Genomic DNA, 23,250 nt, shown 5'->3' on the forward strand with positions numbered 1-23,250 from the left:
GAAATCTAATGCATATTCCATCTAACTTATCAAGTTAGCTGCTTTACGATACTTTTTCGATTTCCTAGAATTCGGATTGAACCGGTCAAGCTAAAACCAAAGTTGACCTCCTTTCAGTGATAAAAACCAAGACATAAAGATTTCTACCGTAAGGTTATTTGTGCCTAAACCAACAGCCTTTTCTCTCCGTCTGATATTCCTTGAAAACCGTATTGACGGGAGGTCCATGAATGACCCGATCATTGAATTCTGTTCTGACCAGATAATTAAAAGCGCCCATATCTCCTGTGTATGCGGTTTTATTGTCGCTGTTGTATTTTTCATGGAGTGAACAGAGTTGGCTGAGAAACAACTGCATCACTTGAACATTCCCGCCGATGATGCCACAATTGAGCAAAGTTGCCTCTTTGAATTCCTCTTCGTAGCCTTGATAGTCGGAAATTTTACTCCGTAAATGTGCCGCATGCAATAGCATCCAATCATCCAGCAGCGGCTTTGGTTCGTCTCCACAAAAAATCGCTTGGGGATTTCCTGTGAAAATTGGCTCTTGGAAAGGATCTTTGAGGACCACCACGTCCGTAATGTCTGTCACAAAAACATTTAGAAGTTCATCGAAATGTTTTTGGATAAAATCCCTGTAGAGAAAATAACGATACACATTTGGGGTAAATCTTGTATCGTGATTCACCTTGATGAACTGTATATGTTGTCCCTGGATTTCGGCGCAGGTTTGATCCGAAAAATTATTGTGAAACACAATCCCTTTGAGGTTCAAATCGATGATGGAATCCGCCCAATCCTTGATCAACGCATAAGCATCATCTGGCAAAACGGTATTTCGATTTACATCAAATATCCCCGTCATGTGACATGCCATGATCACATTTCCCTTCCCGATATTCAAAAAATCATCCATTTCTACTAATTCATTATGGATATATTTTCCACTTTCAGGCGGGAACAAATGCTGTTGGGTGTATTTCGATAATAAATGTATGTTCTTAAATCGACCTTTTTCACCTTGTATTTCCTTGCTGCCCTTTCATAAAAGTCCGCATCGGCTGCGTAAAAATCCTTAAAATCGATTTCTTGAAAAACCTCTTTTTTTCCAAATAATGTCGCAAACAAAACACAATCATCCACATGAATCATCTTAGAGGGATCTCTTTTGTCAGGAACATAATAATCCTCTTCCTTGTCTACGATGGTTTTGGTCGTGGAAGCGATCAAATCGACCGATTGCAATTCTTTTAGACAAGCGCTAAGGTGATGGCTTTCAAATTCGTCGTCCGCATCCAAAATGGTGATGTATTTTCCGCGGCTGTTCAAAATACCACGGTTTATGGATTTGGATTGCCCTCGATTTTTATGTCTTAGATAGGTGATTCTGTCCTCGTGCCCAATGATATATTGCAGCAATAAATTTTGAGGATCGTTGTCACTGCCATCATCGATGACAATCAATTCAAAATTTGGGAAATCTTGGGCCAATACCGAATCAATGGCTCTTTTCACCAAACCAAATTCTGTATTGTAAACAGACATCAGTACGGAGATTTCTACTTTCTCTTTCATTATTCTTTTACTTCTTGAATCACTTCGCCTTCCCAAACTTCCTGAAGATCCGACCTCACAAATATAAGCATCGTTTTATTGGGATTTTAAAAGATTGAAAATCAAACACCTCATTCAATTGACCCCTGGAAAATTGGCATATCACTTTATTGGACATCAACTTTAATAGAGGTTTATCTTCCAATTTACTTAGGTACATTCAACACACCAATTCATTTTAACAATGAAAAAGCGATTGGGTTCAAAACAAAATGAAATTTTTGTCTCGATTTGGGGCTGGGACTCAAAAAAATCATGGCAAAAGGGAAGATATCCATTGGATCAGGGCTTGAATCAAATTTAATCCGTTTCATGCATTCCCAATTCAATGCAATCCTATAATAGCTTAATAATCATTCAGTTGGTTACTTTTTTTTACTTCACCATTTCGGTACTTCACCCTATTCTTGAATTGGTCTGATTTTCTTACAATTTCAACACCCAATAGGAAACCGAATGCATATTTCGGGTTTAAGTCTTTGACCTACTCCACCAATCCAATGGGTATTTCATCCACTTCAACCCGTTTTATGCATTACGAACTCCATTTAATATTTTAATGTACTGATAATCAATTAGGTGTTAACTATTTTTAACTTCACCCTATCGATGTCAGGAATTGTTCTCCCAATAGTCTGATTTTCTTTCAGTTTCAATCCCATTTGGAAACCTATTGCATATTTCGGGTTCAAGCATGATTACTCAAAACCAAAATTCGCCTGCAGGAATGATTTACCTGGCCAAATACCCTCCATCTACAGGATGATAACTTCCCGTCACAAAGGAGGCCTTGTCGCTACCGAGCCAAAATATCAATTCTGCCACCTCCTCACTTCTCCCCAAGCGACCTATCGGATGAAGCGCGACCAATTGACTTTTCATTTCACTATCCAATGCTTCCAATAGAGGAGTTTCGATAAATCCAGGACCCACGGAATTTACACGGATGTTTTGGGAAGAATATTCCATCGCTGCGGTTTGGGTAAGACCAAGGACGCCATGTTTGGCAGAGGCATACCCGGCAGAACCTGCAAAACCCACGGAACCCAAGATGGAAGAAATATTGACGATGCTTCCGCCTCCACTTTTCAGCATGGCCTGGATCTGATATTTCAGTCCATAAAAAAGGCTGTTTAGGTTTACCCCAATCACCTTGTGCCAACCTTCAATACTCATATCTGCGATCGGGTTGATTTCTCCTCCTATTCCTGCATTATTGACAGCAATATCAAGTTTGCCATAGGTCTTAACAGCAAAATCCACTAATTTTTCCATCTCCTCTGGCATGGACACATCTGTTTTGATGAAGACCGCCTTACCACCATTGGAAACGATGTCTTCTGCGACGACTCTTGCTGCGGTCTCATTGATATCTGAAACCACTACGTTGGCTCCTTCTTTGGCAAATAATTCTGCTGTCGCTTTCCCTATTCCCGACGCAGCACCGGTGATGATGACGGTTTTTCCTTTCATGATTCTGTGATTTAAACTTAAAAATTGAATTTATTTTCCAACTACAATTTAGCGGGATTTCCCTAGAAATTTCATGACAAGAATCAGTTGCACTTCCCGAATAAATCATTTTCAGTAAAACTGAAATCTTTCCCCCATTGCGTTCCAATCAAAAAAAGAACCAGGAGAGATTTCCTGGTTCTTAGATCAAGTGCCAACAGTTTCGCCTTTAAGGTTTAACCCATTTTATGCATTGCCAATTGAATTATAGCCTAAAATGCTTCATAATCAGCCGATTGTTTACTGTTTTTGACTTCACCATACTTGGTACTACTTCTTATTCTCCAAATAGTCTGATTTACTTGAAGTTTCAACCCTATTCGGAGACCGAATGCATATTTCGGATTTAAGGCAGCTTCAATTTCAATTTGATTTTATTGCAATTAATTCAAAAAAATAAAGCCAAATCCCTGAGCACTTTAGATTTCGAGGCTTTCGGGAAATTGGCTCTATTGCATACTTTCAAGCAATTATTCAGGAATCAACTCTTGAAGAAATCGCGCACGAAGGCCAGCAGTTGATTTTCTGACAACTTATCGCTGCTCTGCACGGAAACCCATTTCCCATCAAAGGATTTATTTCCCGAAAGTCTGTTGATCAATTGATCTTTTGCCGTACTGGGACCAAACAATAAAATATCTTCGTAGTTTTTGAGTTTTCCTTCGAGGATTTTAAAATATTCATTGATTTCGTTTTGGGTAATGTTGTGCTTCTTGTTCTCATTGTTAGAGGACATAAAGGGATCGGAGCCGAACCTAGAGTGGTCGCTTACCTCTCCTTCTTCCCTTTTAATTCTTTCGTAAGGAGAATCGACGGATTCAATCAAAAATGCCTTGCCATCTTTGTGTCCGACTATATGCGCCTTTGAATGATCCAGCCACACTCCGATTTGTTTTGTTGATACAGTCTCCATAATTATTTATTGATTTTATAGATGATAAAAGCTGTTTACACCCCATTAATTTAGGGTTTAAAGTGAACAAAAGCACCTTTTCCGGCCTCTAATTTTCATTAGAACGGATAATTTAGCTAATTATTGGGCAAGCCAACCCCCATCCACCCCAAGAGATTGGCCGGTAATAAAGGAGGCCCCGTCCGAACAAAGGAACAATACCGCTGCAGCCACCTCCTCTGGTTCACCAAATCTTCCAATGGGTTCGCTCGCTGCCATGTTTTTCTCGACTGTTTTGTCTTTTCCCGTGAAGCGATCGATCATCGGTGTTTTGATTACCCCTGGGCACACGACATTTACCCGGATTCCCTGTTTTACATATTCCAAGGCTGCATTTTTGGAAAGACCAATCATGCCATGCTTCGAAGCCACATAGGCGGGAATACCCGGAAAACCCACCAATCCTGCGACGGAAGAATTGTTGACAATGGCTCCTTTTCCAGCTTTGAGCATCAATGGGATTTCGTATTTCATGCAAAGCCAGGTGCCTTTTAGATTGATTGCTAAAGTTTGGTCCCAGTTTTCATCCGTGCACTCGTGCGTGATGCCTTTGTGGCCTTCAATACCTGCATTGTTGAAGGCAAAATCCAGTCCTCCGAAATGTGCAAAGGTTTTCTCCACCATGTTTTTGACTTCTTCTTCCTTTGAAACATCACACTTGATAAAGATCGCCTCTCCCCCCTCCTTCTCGATCTGATCAACTGTACCCTCGTCCTCCACCCAATCCGAAACAACAACTTTTGCACCCTTTCGCGCAAAGGCAATCGCCGTTGCTTTGCCTATCCCAAAACTCCCTCCGGTGACAATGGCTACTTTATTTTCAAATTCCCTGTTCATGATCTGTTTGGTTTAAAAGTTGAACTTCATCCCGTGACATGCATTACCCATTCAATTCCAGCCTAAAATTGCTTAATAGTCAGCCTGCTGCTTCCTGTTTTTGAACGCATCCTTTCGGTACTGGCCTTATTCTCCAAACAGTCTGATTTTCTTTCGGTCTCAACCCCTATTTGGAAATCTAATGCATGTTTCGGGTTCAAATTATTTTCTTTTCCAAATACGTAAGCAGACTTTTGATCGTAGCCGTTTTTCCATAATCCTGCTCGGGGATATCGATCTTTAATTTTTCACACAAGGCCACAATAAACTGCAAGGCATCATAGGAGTCAATATTGAGTGCCTCACGAATATTTTCCTCCTGACCCAGCAGCGTTGGATCCATTTCTGGCGCAATATTTTTCAGCAATTCATGAATGGTATTTAAAATTTCGGATTTGTTCATAGCGTTTCAGGATTTTGTAGGTACTTGTTCAATGCCCCCAAAAACCGGCTTCCAGTCAGACCATCCGTCGCCCGGTGATCCCCTGCCAAGGTGACATGGACAATAGGACGGATACCCAACAAGCCATTTTCCGCAAAGGGTTCTTCAGAAATCCCCCCAAAACCGATAATGGCCACTTGTGGTGGGTAAATCACCCCGAAAACCTTGTCTGCACTTCCTTCACCGATATTGGTGATGGTGATCGTGGAATCACTGAGTTCCGAGCTTCTGAGTTTCAATGCCCTTGCCCTTGGGATGACATCATTCAGCACTTCCATGATTTCATCCACACTTTTTGCATCTGCCTGGTGGATTGCTGGGACCATTATTCCGCCTGTGCGCAGCGAAACTACAAAGCCAATATTGATCTCGTTTTTCAGCTGCAAACCATTTTCCCAAACCGCATTCAGCGCCGGGACTTCATCCACGGCAAGTGCCACTGCCTTGATGAGCAATGCCGCAGGGAGGAGACGTTTTTGGACCGGGCGCTCGCTGTTCGCTTCTTTTAGCCAGGAAAGCGACTTGGACATGTCTATTTTTTTCTCCAGATAATAGTGCGGAATTTCACGGTTGGATTTGCTCATCGCCGCAGCGACTGCCGATCGAATGGCCTCCACTGGCGGAACAGTCCCCATTGGTTTTTTTTCGGGAACAGCTTCTTTAAGCTGTTCCATTCCCGCCTGCTCCGTACCCGCTTTGCCTTTTTCAGGCTCTCCCGCTATCTCCATTTTAATTCCTTTGGGTTTTTCCATTTCAGCTACCCCTTCCCGACTGGCGATGGCATTTTCAACATCCTCCTTGGTGATGGCGCCATTTTCTCCAGTTCCGGAAATGCTCGAAAGATCAATACGCTCTGCTTCGGCGATTCTCTTTGCCAAGGGCGAGGCTTTTATCCTTTTCGATTCTGAATTTTGCTCTTCAAAAGAAACTGGCCGCTTTTCTTCAATCGGCTGCTGTACCGGGACTTTTTCATCCATGGGTTGATCCTTTGATTTTTTCCCTGCAATCCCATCGGTATTAATTAGGGCCAAAATCGTCCCTACTGGCACTTTCACACCTTCTTCCACCAGTAGTTTTTCAAGGACCCCTTCTTCAAAAACCTCGATTTCTATCAATCCTTTCTGCGTATCCACATCGGCAATGATATCTCCTCGGCTTAAAAAATCACCCGGTTTTTTCCTCCATTCCACTAGGGTCCCATCTTCCATATCTGCTCCCAAACTGGGCATCAAAAATTCTATCATGGCTTTAAAGTTTTCTGAACACTATTGACAATATCTTTTACTTGAGGAACCGAAGCCTCCTCGAGATGTAAGGGATAGGGAATGGGCACCTCCACGCCGCACAATCTTTTTACGGGAGCATCCAATTCATAAAAAGCCTTTTCCATAATCCGCGAAATTATTTCCGCAGAAAAACCAACTGAACACCAAGCATCTTCCACGACCAATGCCTGATGGGTCTTGGCCACGGAAGCCAAAAAAGTCTCCTCATCCAAGGGACGCAATACCCGCAAATCAATAACTTCGGCATCGATGCCTCCCCTTGCCAATTCAGCTGCTGCTTCCATACATTTATGCACGCCTGTTCCATAGGTGATGATGGAAATGTCATTGCCTTCCCGTCTCACCTTGGCTTTGTTTATCCCTAGCTCGGGGACATCCTTGGCTATTTCCATTTCCATGTTGAGCATGGAAGTATATTCGAAAATGATGACAGGGTCTGGACTTTCAAGGGCAGCAGCGAGCATTCCCCTTGCATCTTCATGGGTGCCCACCGACAGCACCACCAATCCCGGGACATGGGCATAAAAAGGTTCCCAACTATGGGAATGCTGAGCTGCCAATTGCCGCCCAATGCCACATCCCATCCGAATCACCACGGGCACATTCAACTGACCTCCGGACATGTGCAGTAAAGTAGCGGCATTGTTGATGATCTGGTCCATGGGCAATAGTCCAAAGTTAATGGTCATCACTTCGACTATGGGCTTCATTCCAGCCATTGCCGCCCCGATGCCAGCCCCCACAAACCCAGATTCGGAAAGCGGTACATCCATAATCCTCTCTTCTCCAAACTCTTCCAAAAGCCCCTTACTCACTGCAAAAGCACCGCCGTAACGGCCTACATCCTCCCCTATCAAAAAAACCCTGTCGTCTTTTTGAAGTGCTTCTCGGAGACTCTGCTTGAGTGCCTCCCGGTAAGTGATTTTGATCGTATTGCTCGCTTCCATCGGAAAAAAAAATCAATTGGGTTTCATATCAGGTTCCTTTTCAGGTTCTGTGTCGGGGTCAATCTCCGGCCAATCCTCCGGCTCGATTTCCGGTATTGGGAATTCTTTGGGATTTTCTTCCGGGTGGGGAATTCCCGGGTATTCCGGGTCGATTGCCGGTAAGGGAAAATCAGGGTTCGGCGTGATGCCGGGGATTTTGGGCAGAATCGGAAATTCTTCTGGTTTCTTTTGCATGTCTTTTGGCTTTTGCATTTCAATAGTCAATGGAAAATCAATCCTTTACTTTTCACTGTAAACAAACTTTGTCAAATCTTCTAATGGCTCCCATGTTCCGGCTTCCGCAAAATCGCTCGCCTCCTGAACTTCTTTGTCCACGCGCGCGGAAATTTTTTCCAGCTCAGTTTTCGTTATCAATTTTTGTTTCAACAAGTAGTCCTGAAATGCTGGAATAGGATCTGCTTTTTTCCATTCCTCCACTTCCTTTTTATCCCTGTACAATTCCGCATCAAACATGGAATGTGCCCTAAATCGATAGGTATTACAAACCAAAAAATAGGGTTTTCCGGTTTTCCTGATTTTATCGACAGCTTTATCTGTGGCATCCATCACCGCCATTAGATCCATGCCATTCACAGCGGTAGATTCAATCCCATAGGCAGCGCCTTTTTTTTCGATTTCCAGTACTGCGTGTGAATATTGAATGGCCGTCCCCATCGCATACTGATTGTTTTCACAGACAAACAAAACCGGAACCTCCCACAAAGCCGCCAGGTTCATGGCTTCATGGAATTCCCCCTCGGCCGCTGCCCCCTCTCCAAAAAAGCAGCAGGTAATCTGGTTTTTTTTCTGTTTTTTGGAGGCCAAAGCCATTCCAACAGCCATCGGAAGATGACTGCAAACAATCGCGTTTCCTCCGAAAAACCTTCTGGAAGCATCAAAAAGATGCATTGAGCCTCCTCTTCCCCTGCTGCAACCTTCCTGTTTGCCATACATTTCCGCCATGATGCCTCCGGGTTCCATTCCCCTGGCCAAAGCATGTCCATGTTCCCGATAAGTGCTTAAAATATTATCCTCCTCGGTCAAGGCTTGGATCACCCCGACCGCCACGGCTTCCTCTCCAACATAAAGGTGTAAAAAACCCCTTATTTTGCCTTTGGTATATTGTTCAGCGGACTTGTCCTCAAACCGTCGAATGAGCAGCATTTGGTAAAAAAGGTGCTGTCCTTTTTCGGAGTCCAAGGTTTTCGATTTTTTTGAGGAGCTTGACATTTTGATTCTTCATTTATATAAAACTTCTTTTACAACCCAAAAGCATAATAATAATAGGTGGGATCACCGGCATATTTTCCTTCGAGCATGATGCCGCCTTTTTGCCCTTCAATGTCAATGGCCTGTAGGAATGATTGTAAAGTGGTTACCGCTTTGTTGTTGATGGATGTGATGACAAACCCTTCCCGGATACTGGTGTTTCTTTTCAGTTTCCCTTCAAAGAGCTTGATGATTTTCAATCCGCTTTTCACATCGTACCGCTTTCGGTCCTCCTCATTGATTTCGGCAAGCTCCACCCCCAGATCCTTTAGCAAATTGACATTCTTCAAGATGGCGGTTTCGGTTGTTCTCTCCTGCTCCTTGAGTGTGGCCACGAGTTCGATGTGTTCAACACCGTTTCTGATCAGGGATATTTTCACTTTCTCACCGGGCCGTTTGCGCATGATGAGCTCTTGAAGGCTGGCAGCTGAAAGTGTTTCCACACCGTCAATCCCGATGATAACATCCTTTTCTTTCAATCCGGCATTCTTGGCAGCGCTGTTCAGCATCACACTGTCGATATATACCCCATTGGCCCTATCCATATTCAATTCTCTGGCCAGTGTACTGTTCATATTCCGGATCATGATCCCCAAAACCCCTCTTTTTACAGTGCCATAATTCATCAAATCGTTGGCGACCTTCTTCACAATATCTACAGGAATCGCAAACGCATATCCTGCATAAACGCCTGTGGGTGTGGCGATCGCGGTATTGATCCCTACAAGTTTTCCATCCAATGTCACCAAGGCACCGCCACTGTTTCCCCGATTCACGGCGGCGTCCGTTTGGATAAAAGATTCAACAGCCCCTTGATCGGTTAGGATATTGATGTTCCTGGCCTTGGCGCTGACGATTCCAGCCGTGACAGTCGAGGCGAGATTGAAGGGATTGCCTACTGCAACGACCCATTCTCCAACTTCCAAAATATCACTTTCCCCATACCGAATAAAGGAAAGCCCCTTTTCCTCAATTTTCAGCAAGGAGAGATCCGTTTGTGGGTCATTGCCAATCACAGAGGCCGTATAGCTGCGCCCGTCAAATAGGGTAATGTTGATCTCATCGGCATTTTTCACCACATGATGATTCGTGATGATGTATCCATCAGGTGTCAGAATCACGCCGGAACCACTCCCAATCAGGGTGTCCGGATTGAACCTTGGGGACTCTGGAAACTGAAACCTGAATTCCCGGAAAAAAGGATCGTCTTTGAAAAAATCCCTAAAAGGATCCGGAATATTGTAAAACCTGTCTTCTTCCCTAGATCCCTGCTTTTGAGGATTAAAAGTACTCCTGATGTTCACGACACCCGGTGTGGCTATTTTTGCAGCCATTCTGAAATCAACAATTCCTGAATAATTGACTTTCTCCGTGACGATTTCGGCACTTTTCTGAATGGCCTCTATGTCTTTTTCATTTTTATTTTCCTGTGCTTGGCAAGCCTGAAAAACAAAAAATAAGAGAAACAAAGAAACTATTAGCGCTAAAAAATTTATTTTCCTAAATCGTCTCATGACCAAAAATGATTTAAATGAAAATTACGGTTTACTCTCCAAGCGTTTCGTCCTCACTCCAAAGTGGAAGTATCCCCTTCGGGCAAACCAAGTTCGCGTGCCTTCAAAAGTCTTCTTAAAATCTTTCCACTGCGGGTTTTGGGAATGCTCTCCACAAATTCAATCTCTTTGGGTGCTACTGCCGGCCCCATTTCCTTTCTGGCATAACCCATGATGTTCCTCCTCATCTCCTCACCTGCCTCAGTCCCGGATTTCAGGACTACAAATGCTTTCACCAATTCCCCAATCGACGGCTCCGGCTTCCCAATCACCGCAGCTTCTGCAATAGAGGGATGCCGCATCAATGTGCTTTCCACCTCAAATGGCCCCACCATATGGCCTGACGTTTTGATGATGTCATCGGCCCGACCAATAAACCAGAAATAACCATCCTCATCCATCTTCGCCAAGTCGCCTGTGATGTACCAATCCCCCACAAAGCATTTTTGAAATCTTTCGGCATCATGCAGATATCCCCGAAAAAGTGACGGAAAGCCTTTTTTCAATACCAAATGACCTTGATCGCCAGGATTGGTTAAGAGTGTCAATTCATTGTCCTTGATCTCGGCAATGGCTGCTTCCACTCCGGGAAGGGGTTTTCCCATCGAACCGGGTTTTACCTTCATCGATCGATAATTGGCGATCATGATCCCGCCGGTTTCGGTTTGCCACCAGTTATCCAAGATGGGAAAACCGAAGTTTTTCTCTCCCCAGATCACCGCTTCGGCATAAAGCGGCTCGCCGACGCTCAAAATCAACCGAAGCTTGTCCAGCTGATAGGCTTCCTTTGGGCAGATATCCATCCGCATCAATCTTCTGATGGCAGTGGGGGCGGTGTACCAAACATTGACTTTTTGCTCTTCGAGAATGCTGTACCACCGCATCGCATCGAATTCCTCTTCGTCGATGATGCTCGTCACACCGTTTACCAGGGGAGCGATTATCCCGTAAGAAGTTCCCGTAACCCAACCAGGATCTGCTGTACACCAAAAAATATCCCCCTTGTGAAAATCAAGCACATATTTACCCGTACTGTAATGCGTCAGCACCGCCTGATGCACATGCAAGGCCCCTTTTGGCATGCCCGTCGTCCCGCTGGTAAAATGCAACAATGCCGGATCTTCCGGATCGGTTGGACCAATGACCCAATCCGTTGATGCCTCTTCCATTGCTTTTGAAAACGAAAGCACATTATCAGCGAGGTGCTCTTGAGAATCGGTAAGCAGGATATACCGCAATGATGGAAGTCGTTCCAGTTGGGACTTGATTTTCTTTTCAAAAAAAGCGGTATTGGTCACCAAAACCCGAGCATCCCCCCTACTCAATCTTTGGAAAATGGGTTCTGGGCCAAAAACGGAAAACAAAGGACAAAAAACCGCCCTGTACTTCAGTGCCCCCAATCCCGAAACATACAATTCGGGAACCCTTCCAAGAAGCGTAAAAACTGTTTCTCCCTTTCCAATTCCTATTTTTTCCAGGACGTTGGCAAACTTGGATGTTTGCTTCCTCAGCTCTGAGTAGGAAAAATCGACCGTGCTTCTTTCAGTATTGATAAACCGCAAAGCGATTGTGTTTTTCAACTCACTTTCTGCATGTCGATCAACGGCTTCGTGTGCGATGTTCAATCCTTTTCCTGAGGGGAGACCATCAAGATGTATTCTCTCTTCGTTCCACTCAAAACCCGAATACAAAGCATCGTATTCTGAAAGATTGGGCATAACCGATTTTATGGGATGGACTGATTTCATAATTCAGGATTTTAGGTTGATAGGATCCAAAACTTTTTCCATTGCCACTTCTGCCAACTGGATGTTTTCAATGCCCTTGAGCAAAGCATCCGGATTGAAAGAAATACTGTCAATACCCAGTTCTACAAGAAATTTTGCGAATTCGGGATAATCGCTCGGGGCTTGTCCGCAAAGCCCTATTTTTCTTCCTGATTTTTTTGCGGAGAGGATCACAGATTTCAGCAATTGCTTGACCGCGGCATCGTTTTCATCAAACAAATCACTGATGATGGCAGAATCGCGGTCTATTCCCAATGTGAGCTGGGTGAGGTCATTGGACCCGATGGAGAAGCCATCGAAAATCTCTCCAAATGCTTCTGCAAGAATGACATTGCTGGGGAGTTCGGCCATCACATAGACTTCCAAACCATTTTTCCCGCGTTCCAAACCAAACTCCTTCATGGTTTCCAGTACCCGCTTCCCTTCCTCCACGGTTCGGCAAAAGGGGATCATGATCTTCACATTGGTCAATCCCATTTCATCCCGTATCACCCGTATTGCTTCGCATTCCAATCCAAATCCTTCCCGATACCGCTCATGGTAATAGCGTGATGCTCCTCGGAAGCCCAGCATGGGATTCTCCTCTTTTGGCTCAAATATTTTCCCGCCGATCAATTGCGCATATTCATTGGTCTTGAAATCGCTCATCCGCACAATGACCTCTTTGGGATAAAATGCTGCCGCCACCATTGCGAGTGCCTCCGATAGCCGATCCACAAAGTATTTCTTCTTGTCTGCATACTGATGGGTAATCGCTTCTATGGCTTTTTTGTCATTGCTCTCTTCCAGTTCCTTGTATTTCACCAAAGCCATGGGATGAATGCGGATGGAGTTGGCAATGATGAATTCCATTCGAAGAAGTCCCACCCCTTGATTAGGATAAAATGAAAGCCGGAATGCTTTATAAGGGTCCGCCAATATCAACATGGGCTTGGTTTTGGTGGTGCCGATATGTTCTATGCTGATTTCTTTCTCCTCCCAATCCAACTGCCCATCATAGACCAATCCATCGTCTCCTTCGATACAGGAAACCGTAATCATCTGGCCATCCTTGAGTTTTTCGGTGGCATCACCTGCTCCTACGATGGCATGAATACCAAGTTCCCGAGCCACAATGGACGCATGGCTGGTTCTTCCTCCTTTGTTGGTGACGATGCTCACGGCTTTCCGCAACATGGCATTCCAATCGGGATTGGTCATGTCTGCCACGATTATATCCCCTTTTTGCACTTTCCCGGCATCTGCGATTGAATGCACGATCCTTGCTATTCCAGAGGTAATGGAGCGACCTACAGCCTTGCCTTTACAAACCGGTTCTGTTTTGGAGAGCAGTGTATATTCTTTGATCGAAATGTTTTCCTTTCTACCGTGAACAGTTTCCGGTCTTGCTTGTACGATGAACAATTCCCCTGTCAAGCCATCTTTGGCCCACTCCACGTCCATGGCCAATTGATAATGCTTTTCAATTTTATAGCACCATTCTGCGAGGATGACCACGTCTTTGTCTGAAAGAGAAAAAACAGTTCTTTCCGAGGGAAGTGTTTGGATGTTCACAATGGGCTTTTCCGTCCCTTTACCATTGGAATACACCATCTTGTTTTCCTTTTCACCCAATTTCCGGTGAATGATGCTCTGCTGATGTTTAGAAATGGCGGGTTTGAAAACATAGAATTCATCTGGATTGACGGCTCCCTGAACCACATTTTCGCCCAAACCCCAAGCGGATGTAATGTAAATTACATTCTCGAAACCGCTTTCGGGATCCAGCGTAAAAGCCACGCCGGCACTACCGATATCCGAACGGACCATGCGTTGAACTCCAACTGAAAGTGCCACAATCAGGTGTTCGAATCCATTGTCGATCCTGTACTTGATGGCCCGGTCATTGAAAATCGAAACATAACATTTTTTTATGGCCAACAGAAGGTTTTCATTTCCCTGAACATTCAAAAAACTATCGTGTTGCCCGGCAAAGCTTGCGGTAGGTAAATCTTCGGCGGTAGCACTGCTTCTTACGGCTACCGAAATCCCCGTCCCGGCATCCAAATTTGCAGCCGATTCGAGTATCTCTTTTTTTACTGCTTCGGGAAGATGACCGCTGTTCATAATTTCCCGGCAATTTGCTCCGACCGTGTCTAGATTGCTAAGTCCTTCCACATCCAATTGATCAAGTTCCTTTCGTAGTTTTTCTTCCAGCTGGTTGTGTTGGATAAAAAAACGATAGGCCTCGGCCGTGATTGCAAAGCCATCGGGGATTTTAATCCCAAAACCGCTCAACTCATGGATCATTTCACCCAAGGATGCATTTTTACCTCCCACCTTGGGTAGGTCTGTATTTCGGAGTTGATTGAATGGCAGGGAATATTTCATTGTTTCAGACTTGTTTTTATCCATCAATTTATTTGATCAAGAGCCGAGAAAATCTCTGACACCCTATTCTTTCCTTCCTTTTGAGACGGTTTATTTTTTTTGGGAAACATTGTTTTCCCTTAGCAATTGTTTTAAATCTTCGGGGAGAACGGCTTCCACATCCTTCATCTGGCCTTCAGAGGCGAATTTCCCAAGGGTCCTGAACACGGCTTTGACAGCCGCATATATTTCATCTTCATTCGAGAAATCCTTCCAGGAAGCAATTCCTTCTTCATGGATGACTTCCGCCAAAAAACCTTTTATTTTTTTACTCTCCCCCTTTTTTTTGGCTGACGGGGACCAGCCATCCACATAAACACCTTTAATGGCCACAGGTAACTGGGCGAGCAATTGGAAATTCTCCTCCATGGTCAGGTAGTTTCTCAGCGTCCTCAATACAGCCCTGAGGATTCTTTGGGCAGATTCTTTTGTCGAATTTTCTCCCAACTCCACCAGGAGTTGGTTTAGGAATTGATTTCCTTTTTGTGCGTGTTGATCGAAGTTCAATGGCATGGCTAATTTTTTTAAGAGTTCATTTTTACATCAAAATCAATGTTTGTTTTTCTGGTAAAACTTGGAATTCCGCCCTATCAGTCGCCGCTCCAAATCCTGGTATTCAACAAGAGAAGCGTCTTGCAAAAAGGGTATTCCTTTGCCTGCTTTTTCCATGGTCAATATCGCCATCAAATAACTGATGGTGGATTCAGCCCCTTGGTTGAGGTGGACATTTTCTTTTTCAAGGCTATCATGGCAACCGCCAGTGAGGGGGTTATAGATCAATTGGTGCAAATGATTATTGCCTAAAAACCAACTGAAAGCAATCTCCATTTTCTCACGATATCCCTCCTCATCGAAAACCTGATGAAAAAGCTGTAACGACTGAATGGTATTTGAGACCTCTATGGGCTGTCCGCCTCCTTCTTGTCTAGGGTCCTCTCCCTTTTGAGGCCATCCTTTGTTGGATATAACTTTTATGCTTTTGCCCTCGAAAGTTTTCGAAAGAAGAAAATCAAAAGTCGTCTTTGCGATGCTGCTGTACTTTTCCTTTCCGTCCAAAAAGTTGGCATACAGCAGGGATTCTGGAAGGATACTATTGCCGTAGGTCATGTACTCCTCAAACCATTGCCATTCTGCATCGCTGACGGCATGGTATTTTTCTACCAAGACATCTGCAAGTGAAAGGATCAACTCTCGAATATGTCGGTATTGGTGGGACTGATTGTATAAATAGAGACCCTTGATCGCAAAGGCAATGGCGCGTGGGGATTCCAATTCCTTTACCCAATAGACTGCCCGATGGATACACATTTCGGCCCTGATGATAAAATTAGCGGGAAGGTGTTCCCGGTGTGCGACCAAAGTTCCCAATGCCCAGATTGCACCACCATTGGCATCCTCCAGATTTTCCCCTGCGTTTTGGAGATGCTCATTCCCTTCAGAATCGATAGAGTTGAGGAAAACACCATCCTCCCTTTGACAGGATTCCATCAGGGACAAATATTTATCCATCAGCAAAAAAGTCATGGGATCTTTTTTGAATTCCAGGTGCATGCACATCGCGATAAGTGCCCTGGCATTGTCATCCAGGGTGTAGCCCGATGAAATATCAGGGGTTCCCATTTTGGAAAACCGAAGGATGCCAAACCGATCGGTCAGCTTAAGGATATGTTTCAGCGAAATTTCCGGCAAGTCGAAAATGAGTTCCTGTCCCGGAACATGGCTTTGCAGGACATGGGCATGTTTTACCGCCACATTCCCCCATTCACTTGCCTTTGCTTGATAGATCGCATTTTTGCCCATCCGATCCCGCAATTCGTCGTCTTCCAACAACCGTGTCAAAGCAGTTGCCAACTGATCCGGATCTTCAAAATCCACCAAAATACCGATATCTTCGGACAGCAATTCCTTGGCCTGTGGATTTACCGAGGCAATGACCGCACAGCCACATGCCCTTGCAACAGCAAGAGTGCCATTGACGGCCTGATCCCAGTCTTTTGAGGTGGACAGGTAAATATCCGTCAGCTGAAGAAATTCAAGCAACTCAGGGGTTTCCAAATATCGGTTGACAAAGGAAATATGATTTTCCAATCCCAATTGCTTCATCTTCCGCTGGAGATGTTTTCGGTACACTTCCTCTTCCATTTTGATCACTTCGGGTTGTGTCTTTCCCAAGATGACAAACATCAAATCCGGAAATCCGGCAATGACTTTAGGTAGGGCTTCCAGTGCAGTCTCCACGCTTTTATCCGAACTGAGGAGTCCAAAAGTGGAGATGATCTTTTTGTTCTCATAGCCATGAGCTTTATGCAGGCTGGCTTTCTCTTTGGATTCAATCGGATGGATTCCATGGGGAATAATGGTGATTTTCGAATCGGAGAGCCCATAGTCCTCCACCAAAATCCGAACGGAATTTTTGTTCATGACGATCGTTTTCTCTGCGATCGTGACCATGCTTCTGACGATCAATAGTCTCTTTTCCTCAGGAGAGGGAATGACGGTGTGAAAAGTGACATACACCGGTTTGTTCAGTGAATACAAAAAGTACATCAGGTACTCACCAAATTCACCTCCATACATTCCGAACTCATGTTGGATGAAAACTGCCTGGATCTTCTTCTCCCTATTGATCCTCTCTGCCAAGTGGATATAAGCGGATTGATCGGTTACGTCCAAGACATACTTCACTTCAGAAGGGTAACTTTCTCTTGATTTTCCATTTTCCAAGGCACAGATAGAAACCGAAAAAGTGCGGCTCATGCCATCCGCCAACGCATCGAACAAATCCTTGCTGTAGGTGGCAATCTCGCATTCTCGCGGTGGATAGGATGTAAGTACCAGGATTTCCTTATCTGTATTGAAGTTTTCTCTCATGGCTATTGCTTTTTATTTCAGTGATCAGTTCTTTTAAATCAAGGGAAACAGTGCCTATTCGATTGTGCGCAGCACCATAGTAGATGTATAGGGATTCATCCTTCAGGATGGCTCCCGTGAGAAACACCAGGCTGTTGACCAGACCCATTTTTTCCCAATCATGCGCTGTCCAAAAAAGGGAGTTTCCAATCCCCCAACTTCCTTAGTCGGATCCTCCAGACCCAAAAGTGAGGCCCCGGTATGGTACACATATCCAAGGCGAGGATCCTCGATTCCTTGTAGCGCACAAAACTCCTGCGGAATCAATAGGAGATTCCACACTCCGCTCCCCTATTCCCCTTGGGGTTTTCAAAGCAGCATTCCCAACCTTGACGAAATTTGCTTTGTTGGTCGCACGGTGAAGCAAGTACATCTTCCCATGCGCTTCCACTGCAGCAGGATTGAATACGCCATGGCTTTCAAACTTATGTCCTGAGGGATCGAATAACACTACTTCTTTTTTTATTAAAAACATATCCTATTTTTTTTATTTTTTTAGGATAATAAATCTATAAATTATAATTATTTAATCAAATGATTAATGTCATTAAAAATGCTGAATATTATCAGAAAAAAGAATTTCATCGATTTTACCCCCTGCTTTATCCCCTTGCAAATGGACTCACTTTCATTTTAAATCTGGACGAAAGGGCCCGATAAACAATTTTATTTCCCTTAAATTTGAATTTTGGAAGAACAAGACAAAGGAGATGGAAGAAGTGCATTCAACCCGAATCAATAAGTACCTGAGTGAAGTTGGATTCTGCTCGCGAAGGGCAGCGGATAAGCTGATCGCTGAAGGCCGTGTAACCATCAACGGCAATGTGCCAGAAATGGGGACCAAGCTTCTTCCCGAGGACGAAGTACGGGTAGATGGAAAACTGATTTCCACCCCTGAGGAAAAACCTGTTTACATCGCCTTCAACAAACCCGTAGGGATCGTTTGCACCACTGACACGGAAGGGGAAAAAGACAACATCATTGATTACATCAAGCATCCCAAGCGGATTTTCCCAATCGGCCGATTGGATAAACCCAGCGAGGGATTGATTTTTTTGACCAATGACGGGGACATTGTGAATAAAATTTTAAGGGCCAAAAACAACCACGAAAAAGAATACCTCGTCACCGTCAACAAACCCATCACCTTGGATTTCATCAAAAAAATGGGCCAAGGGGTACCGATTCTCGGCGTAGTCACCCGGAAATGCGAGGTAGAACAACTCAGTAAATTCAAGTTCCGCATCATCTTGACACAAGGGATAAATCGACAAATCCGGAGAATGTGTGATCACCTGGGTTTTGGGGTGGTCATCCTCAAACGTATCAGGATCATGAACGTCAGGCTGGACATCCCCATCGGACAATGGAGGGATCTGACGGAGGAAGAAATGGGTGAAATCCATCGATTGGTTTCCTCCTCGTCCAAGACACATGAAGACCAAGTCTAAAACCCCATCAGGTAATTGCAAAAGCATTCGATTATTGTTGATAAAAAACTAATTTTGCCTTTCGATTATTTTCATTGAAAATTTTTACCTCTGACTATAAATTTTAGCGATATGCATTTGAAAACAGAAGACCTCACTAGGCTGGAGATAGAATTCGATTCCGGATCCATCCCAGCCCCATACAGCCACACATTTAAGCTCCGAATCAGCTTTGAAAAGAATTTTCTCAATACCCAATTGGACCTCCACTATACCGGAAGGGAAGATTTGGAGGATGAGGAGATCCTGGAAGAGGGATTTTCGCTGAGCGATGACTATTCCTTTTTGGGAGAAATCCCCAAAGTTTGGGAAAAACCACTCAAGGACCTTTATTCCGAGTCCAAATGGACCAGCAAAAAATTTGACGAAGAAGAAGGTGGTGTCAAGATATTAGCCAAGGATATCCATGGCAAAATCTCCAGGACCATCCCCATCAATCAAAATGACTGGCAACTATTGGCACAGGATTACCTTCAAGCCATCTATGAAATCAGCAAAAAAGAAGCTCCATTGACCATCAAGTTCTATGCACAGGACCAAAATGGCATCCATGATTTTTCCTTCACCGTCAAATTTTCCATAAGAAAAATTGATGCTTTGGTCGATGGGAAAAGCAGAGAATCAGATTGGGCTGAAACCAAAACGTTATTGTCCAATATATTCCTTCCCGATTACGATTATAGCCAAGCCAAAACTTCCAAGCCGACAAAAAGAGGATATTATATTGAATGTGGAGATGGATATTGGCACGAACTGGAAAAGGGCGTGGTCAACATTGACAACTCATTTGATGCGGTTTCCAAAATAAAAGAAGGTTTTTTGAAAATGTTGGATTAAACGTAACATGATCAATTATTTTTTAAACTATTTTCTTTTCACCCATTCAATTTTTTTAGCCAAAACCATAACAGACAAGACTTTTCAAAAAATTTAAAATTGTTGGTCATATTATCGCGAAAGCATTTTTCTCAATACAATAAGTCTGGCATGAATTTAGAACCATGACATTTAATGTTTTCATCTTGATCTAAATTGATAAAATCAAGATGAAACAAAAACCAAAAAAACACCCTGATTATGATCTTTAAATTCAAACGAAGCATTTTTTACCAAATTGTAGGCGCATCCATGTTATTTGGCTGTGCAAGCTGGAACAATACCGAAAAAGGTGTCGCCGTCGGCGGTGGAACTGGTGCTGCCATCGGAGCAGTACTTGGCAACAAAAGTGGACAGGCTGGAAAAGGTGCTGCCATTGGTGCAGTTGTAGGTGGTGCAGCGGGTGCAGCTGTTGGTATCTACATGGACAAACAAGCCAAAAAAATGGAAGACATTAAAGATGCTGAAGTGGAACGTGTCGGAGAAGCCATTAAATTGACTTTCGATTCTGGAATTCTTTTCGGATTCGATTCATTTTCCTTGACCCCAGATGCGCAGGAAAGCATTTTGAAATTGTCTGAAATCCTGAACGAATACCCAGACACCAACATTTCCATTGAAGGACATACTGATAACAAAGGCGCTTATGATTATAACCAAAAGTTATCTGTACAAAGAGCCCAGTCGGTCAGGAATTACTTAAAGATGAAAGGTGTGGAAGACAGCAGATTGTTTACCATTGGTCATTCATTTGACAAACCTATCGCTACCAACGATACCGACGAAGGCAGAGCCAAAAACAGAAGAGTTGAAGTATTGATCACTGCCACCGATGTATTGATCGAAAAAGCAGAAAAAGGAGAAATCGAGAATTAATACCTCGAAAATCTCTAAAAGCCAATCTCAGAAATGGGATTGGCTTTTTTTTATTTTTTCACTCCCTTTTTCGCCTGTTCAAAAAACGATCGTGAAGCCCCAATTTTGATTTAAAAACCAAAAAAACACAATTGGATGATTTTAGGCCTTTTGAAACGAATCCAAAAAGAGCACTCCTCAGTTTATACACTATTACAATCCAATAACAGTCTCCAAAAAATGATAAAAGCATTCATCACAGTTTTGATAGTTTCGTCTTCTTTTCTTTCCTGTAACACTTCAAATGAAAATGAAACTTTTGTCAATAGGATTGAAGAGGCACATCAAAAAAAATCTTTTCTTTCAAAGAACGCCATTCAATTTGATATAAAATTGGAGTTTGGGGGAAAAGAGAGGCTTGATGCCAAAATCACCTTGCTCACCAATTCCAGCAAAGGGTTAATTGCTTTTGATAACGGTTCAAAAATTATTTTTGACGGCCAAAAGGTCCACTATTCCCCTGATATCCCAAATGAAGCATTGGTTCGTTTTGATGCGTATACATGGGCATATTTTTTCCTCTTCCCATATAAATTAAGTGATACAGGTACAAAGTGGGATAACTATGAAAATACAGAAGTTGACAAATTGGGATATCAGACTCACAAGCTAACATTTGAACCAGGTACAGGAGATGCGCCTGATGATTGGTATGTTGTTTATGCGGATAAATCAAACAACTTAATTGAAAAAGTGGCTTATATCGTCACTGTCAGGGGAAATAAAGAAGACGCAGAAAAAGACCCCCATGCCATTCAATATTTGGACTATGTGGAATCCAATGGTATACCGATAGCAACGAAATGGGTGTTTTGGGAGTGGGAAGCACAGCAGGGATTGACCAATAGCATTGGTAATGCTTCACTTTCCGAGATTGGATTTATTACAACAAAACCAGATTTTTTCACTCCTGGGAGCAATTTTAAAAGTAATTGAAGGTTTTTAATGCCATCAGCCTTCCTTTTTATTTGTATCGAATAAAAAGGAAGGCTGATCCGGAAAAATCTGAAGAGGTACTTGAATGTACTTTTTCAATATTCGTTGGACTTAGGAATTCTTGAATTTGGAAACACCAACCGACTTTTTTCCATTGCAAATGGCATTGAAGAAAAAACCATTCCTACCGCAATTTGATGATGTCCCGCCTCAGCTCCATGATCATTTCGGAGATGTCTTCCAAGGTTGCAGGTGCGGCTTTGTCTTTGGGATTGGGAAAATCAGTACTGATAAATGCACGGGCTTCCCATATTTCCATCACATCCTCCCCCTTGATTTCATAAGGTTTGTATTGTTGGTTGTCGGAAACCAAGTACAGCTTCCCATTTTCTTCCAGATAGTTGAAAACCCGTTTGTACACAACGCCTTCGGATGAGGTGACCAGGACATAGGTCTTGCCACTTTTGATTTCCTGGAGCTGTTCAATGTAGGCTCCGATGATCAATGTGCCCGAAACCAGGGGCAACATGCTGTCTCCGGAAATCTCGAAGGCCCTATAGGTCTTGTTTGTAGCCAAATTGGGGAGGTGGAATTGGGGCAAGGATTCCATGTATTCAGGATCAGCGAAACCGTTCAAGTAGCCTGCAGAAGCTTTTTGCCCCACCATTGTGATGTTCTCCCGATCATTTTCATCCACTGCGATGGTCAGGATTTTAATGTCCTTGTTTTGGAGGGGTTTTCTTCCCATTTCCTGAATATCGTGGTACAGCAATTCATCGATGGAGACATGGAAAGTCTCCGAAAGAATGCTCAAGGTAGCCAGCTTGGGTTCTGATCTCCCATCCTCATAGGCGGAAATCATGGTTCTTTGCAAACCCAATTTCTCGGAAAGTTCCGCTTGGGTAAGTCCCAATTCCGTTCTTAAAAATTTCAGATTCTTGTGGAGCTTCATGGCCTTGGGTTATGCTGAGTAAAGGTAAAAATTATGGTCGTCCTTTACCTGGGTTTTTACCGAAAACGGATTCAATCCAGACATCGCCATTCTTCGCTGTGCCATTCTTTCCTTGATTTCCGCTATGATCTCCCCCACCGGCTTGGGTTCATTGACCAACAAATAACCATATTGGGGCCTTTGTTCATCCTCAATAAAAAATTTCACCTGGCAATTCCCTGAAGGCAATTGCTTGCTGGTTACGCTGATTTTTGTTTGATCTTCCATAGCTTCCTCGTTTTAACAACAGCTAATTTAAAAATGTTTGTTTAATAAACTATCACAAGTTCATAAAATAAACCAATGCCTGACAGCTATTGTCACAATTTTTGATTTTGACTGAGTTTTTAGAAGGATTGGTTGCCAAAACTGCTGTTTTTTGGTGTTTAAAACCCAATTAAATGAGGGAAGGAAAATCGGTTACACCTAAATGTACTTGTAATAAT

Annotated in this window: 23 protein-coding genes; 4 read left to right on the plus strand and 19 right to left on the minus strand. The window is 43.4% G+C overall.

Annotated elements, in window-relative coordinates:
- Window positions 1-154 precede the first annotated feature (154 nt).
- The 17 genes from Q7J63_RS16940 to Q7J63_RS17020 form a co-directional block, all read right to left on the minus strand.
- The gene (locus Q7J63_RS16940; RefSeq protein WP_304887830.1) at window positions 155-916 is read right to left on the minus strand and encodes a hypothetical protein; all 762 of its coding nucleotides are present in this window, start codon (window positions 914-916) and stop codon (window positions 155-157) included.
- 5 nt (window positions 917-921) lie between these two features.
- Window positions 922-1,575 (minus strand): glycosyltransferase family A protein, encoded by a 654-nt coding sequence (locus Q7J63_RS16945; RefSeq protein ID WP_019597795.1) that lies wholly within the window; start codon window positions 1,573-1,575, stop codon window positions 922-924.
- Window positions 1,576-2,346: 771 nt separating this feature from the next.
- Window positions 2,347-3,087 carry an SDR family NAD(P)-dependent oxidoreductase gene (locus Q7J63_RS16950; RefSeq protein ID WP_019597797.1) on the minus strand — a complete coding sequence of 247 codons (741 nt, stop codon included), beginning with the start codon at window positions 3,085-3,087 and terminating at the stop codon, window positions 2,347-2,349.
- Window positions 3,088-3,607: 520 nt separating this feature from the next.
- A complete protein-coding gene (locus Q7J63_RS16955; RefSeq protein WP_304887832.1) occupies window positions 3,608-4,039 on the minus strand; it encodes a hypothetical protein in 432 nt (143 codons plus the stop codon).
- A gap of 120 nt (window positions 4,040-4,159) precedes the next feature.
- Window positions 4,160-4,915: an SDR family oxidoreductase gene (locus tag Q7J63_RS16960; protein WP_304887834.1), complete on the minus strand. Its 756-nt coding sequence runs from the start codon at window positions 4,913-4,915 to the stop codon at window positions 4,160-4,162.
- 196 nt (window positions 4,916-5,111) lie between these two features.
- Entirely contained in the window at window positions 5,112-5,357 is a 246-nt protein-coding gene (locus Q7J63_RS16965; RefSeq protein ID WP_019597801.1) for an acyl carrier protein, read from the minus strand.
- Complete coding sequence (locus tag Q7J63_RS16970; protein WP_304887837.1) at window positions 5,354-6,640, minus strand: dihydrolipoamide acetyltransferase family protein; 1,287 nt, start codon at window positions 6,638-6,640, stop codon at window positions 5,354-5,356. The genes Q7J63_RS16965 and Q7J63_RS16970 overlap by 4 nt, the downstream gene beginning before the upstream one ends.
- Window positions 6,637-7,629 (minus strand): alpha-ketoacid dehydrogenase subunit beta, encoded by a 993-nt coding sequence (locus Q7J63_RS16975; protein ID WP_304887839.1) that lies wholly within the window; start codon window positions 7,627-7,629, stop codon window positions 6,637-6,639. The genes Q7J63_RS16970 and Q7J63_RS16975 overlap by 4 nt, the downstream gene beginning before the upstream one ends.
- A 12-nt stretch (window positions 7,630-7,641) precedes the next feature.
- Entirely contained in the window at window positions 7,642-7,863 is a 222-nt protein-coding gene (locus tag Q7J63_RS16980) for a hypothetical protein (protein ID WP_304887841.1), read from the minus strand.
- 45 nt (window positions 7,864-7,908) lie between these two features.
- On the minus strand, window positions 7,909-8,898 hold the full coding sequence (gene pdhA, locus Q7J63_RS16985; protein WP_304887843.1) for a pyruvate dehydrogenase (acetyl-transferring) E1 component subunit alpha: 990 nt from the start codon (window positions 8,896-8,898) through the stop codon (window positions 7,909-7,911).
- Window positions 8,899-8,927: 29 nt separating this feature from the next.
- Window positions 8,928-10,451 carry a trypsin-like peptidase domain-containing protein gene (locus Q7J63_RS16990; RefSeq protein WP_304887845.1) on the minus strand — a complete coding sequence of 508 codons (1,524 nt, stop codon included), beginning with the start codon at window positions 10,449-10,451 and terminating at the stop codon, window positions 8,928-8,930.
- 53 nt (window positions 10,452-10,504) lie between these two features.
- Window positions 10,505-12,238 carry an acetate--CoA ligase gene (acsA, locus tag Q7J63_RS16995; protein WP_304887846.1) on the minus strand — a complete coding sequence of 578 codons (1,734 nt, stop codon included), beginning with the start codon at window positions 12,236-12,238 and terminating at the stop codon, window positions 10,505-10,507.
- A gap of 3 nt (window positions 12,239-12,241) precedes the next feature.
- Entirely contained in the window at window positions 12,242-14,647 is a 2,406-nt protein-coding gene (gene ppsA, locus Q7J63_RS17000; RefSeq protein ID WP_051107558.1) for a phosphoenolpyruvate synthase, read from the minus strand.
- 90 nt (window positions 14,648-14,737) lie between these two features.
- Entirely contained in the window at window positions 14,738-15,199 is a 462-nt protein-coding gene (locus Q7J63_RS17005) for a DUF2267 domain-containing protein (protein WP_019597809.1), read from the minus strand.
- 36 nt (window positions 15,200-15,235) lie between these two features.
- Window positions 15,236-17,557: a glycosyltransferase gene (locus tag Q7J63_RS17010; protein WP_304887848.1), complete on the minus strand. Its 2,322-nt coding sequence runs from the start codon at window positions 17,555-17,557 to the stop codon at window positions 15,236-15,238.
- Window positions 17,532-17,747 (minus strand): hypothetical protein, encoded by a 216-nt coding sequence (locus Q7J63_RS17015; RefSeq protein ID WP_304887884.1) that lies wholly within the window; start codon window positions 17,745-17,747, stop codon window positions 17,532-17,534. Before Q7J63_RS17015 ends, Q7J63_RS17010 begins: the two co-directional genes overlap by 26 nt.
- A 12-nt stretch (window positions 17,748-17,759) precedes the next feature.
- A complete protein-coding gene (locus tag Q7J63_RS17020; protein WP_304887850.1) occupies window positions 17,760-18,071 on the minus strand; it encodes a hypothetical protein in 312 nt (103 codons plus the stop codon).
- Window positions 18,072-18,306: 235 nt separating this feature from the next.
- On the opposite strand from Q7J63_RS17020, the gene rluF reads away from it, so the two are divergent.
- From rluF to Q7J63_RS17040, 4 genes are all read left to right on the plus strand, one after another.
- Complete coding sequence (gene rluF / locus Q7J63_RS17025; protein WP_019597813.1) at window positions 18,307-19,047, plus strand: 23S rRNA pseudouridine(2604) synthase RluF; 741 nt, start codon at window positions 18,307-18,309, stop codon at window positions 19,045-19,047.
- A gap of 111 nt (window positions 19,048-19,158) precedes the next feature.
- Entirely contained in the window at window positions 19,159-19,923 is a 765-nt protein-coding gene (locus Q7J63_RS17030) for a hypothetical protein (RefSeq protein ID WP_019597814.1), read from the plus strand.
- Between the two features lie 240 nt (window positions 19,924-20,163).
- Window positions 20,164-20,838, plus strand: a complete 675-nt coding sequence (locus Q7J63_RS17035; protein WP_139189778.1) for an OmpA family protein — start codon at window positions 20,164-20,166, stop codon at window positions 20,836-20,838.
- A 372-nt stretch (window positions 20,839-21,210) separates the two neighbouring features.
- Window positions 21,211-21,813, plus strand: coding sequence for a hypothetical protein (locus tag Q7J63_RS17040; RefSeq protein ID WP_304887855.1), 603 nt, complete (start codon window positions 21,211-21,213; stop codon window positions 21,811-21,813).
- Window positions 21,814-21,997: 184 nt separating this feature from the next.
- Here the strand turns inward: Q7J63_RS17040 and Q7J63_RS17045 are convergent, their stop codons facing one another.
- The gene (locus Q7J63_RS17045) at window positions 21,998-22,765 is read right to left on the minus strand and encodes a LexA family transcriptional regulator (RefSeq protein ID WP_019597819.1); all 768 of its coding nucleotides are present in this window, start codon (window positions 22,763-22,765) and stop codon (window positions 21,998-22,000) included.
- A gap of 9 nt (window positions 22,766-22,774) precedes the next feature.
- Window positions 22,775-23,032, minus strand: coding sequence for a hypothetical protein (locus tag Q7J63_RS17050; RefSeq protein ID WP_304887857.1), 258 nt, complete (start codon window positions 23,030-23,032; stop codon window positions 22,775-22,777).
- Window positions 23,033-23,250: the final 218 nt, after the last annotated feature.

The organism is Rhodonellum sp., from assembly GCF_030656585.1.
Taxonomy (GTDB): Bacteria; Bacteroidota; Bacteroidia; order Cytophagales; family Cyclobacteriaceae; genus Rhodonellum; species Rhodonellum psychrophilum.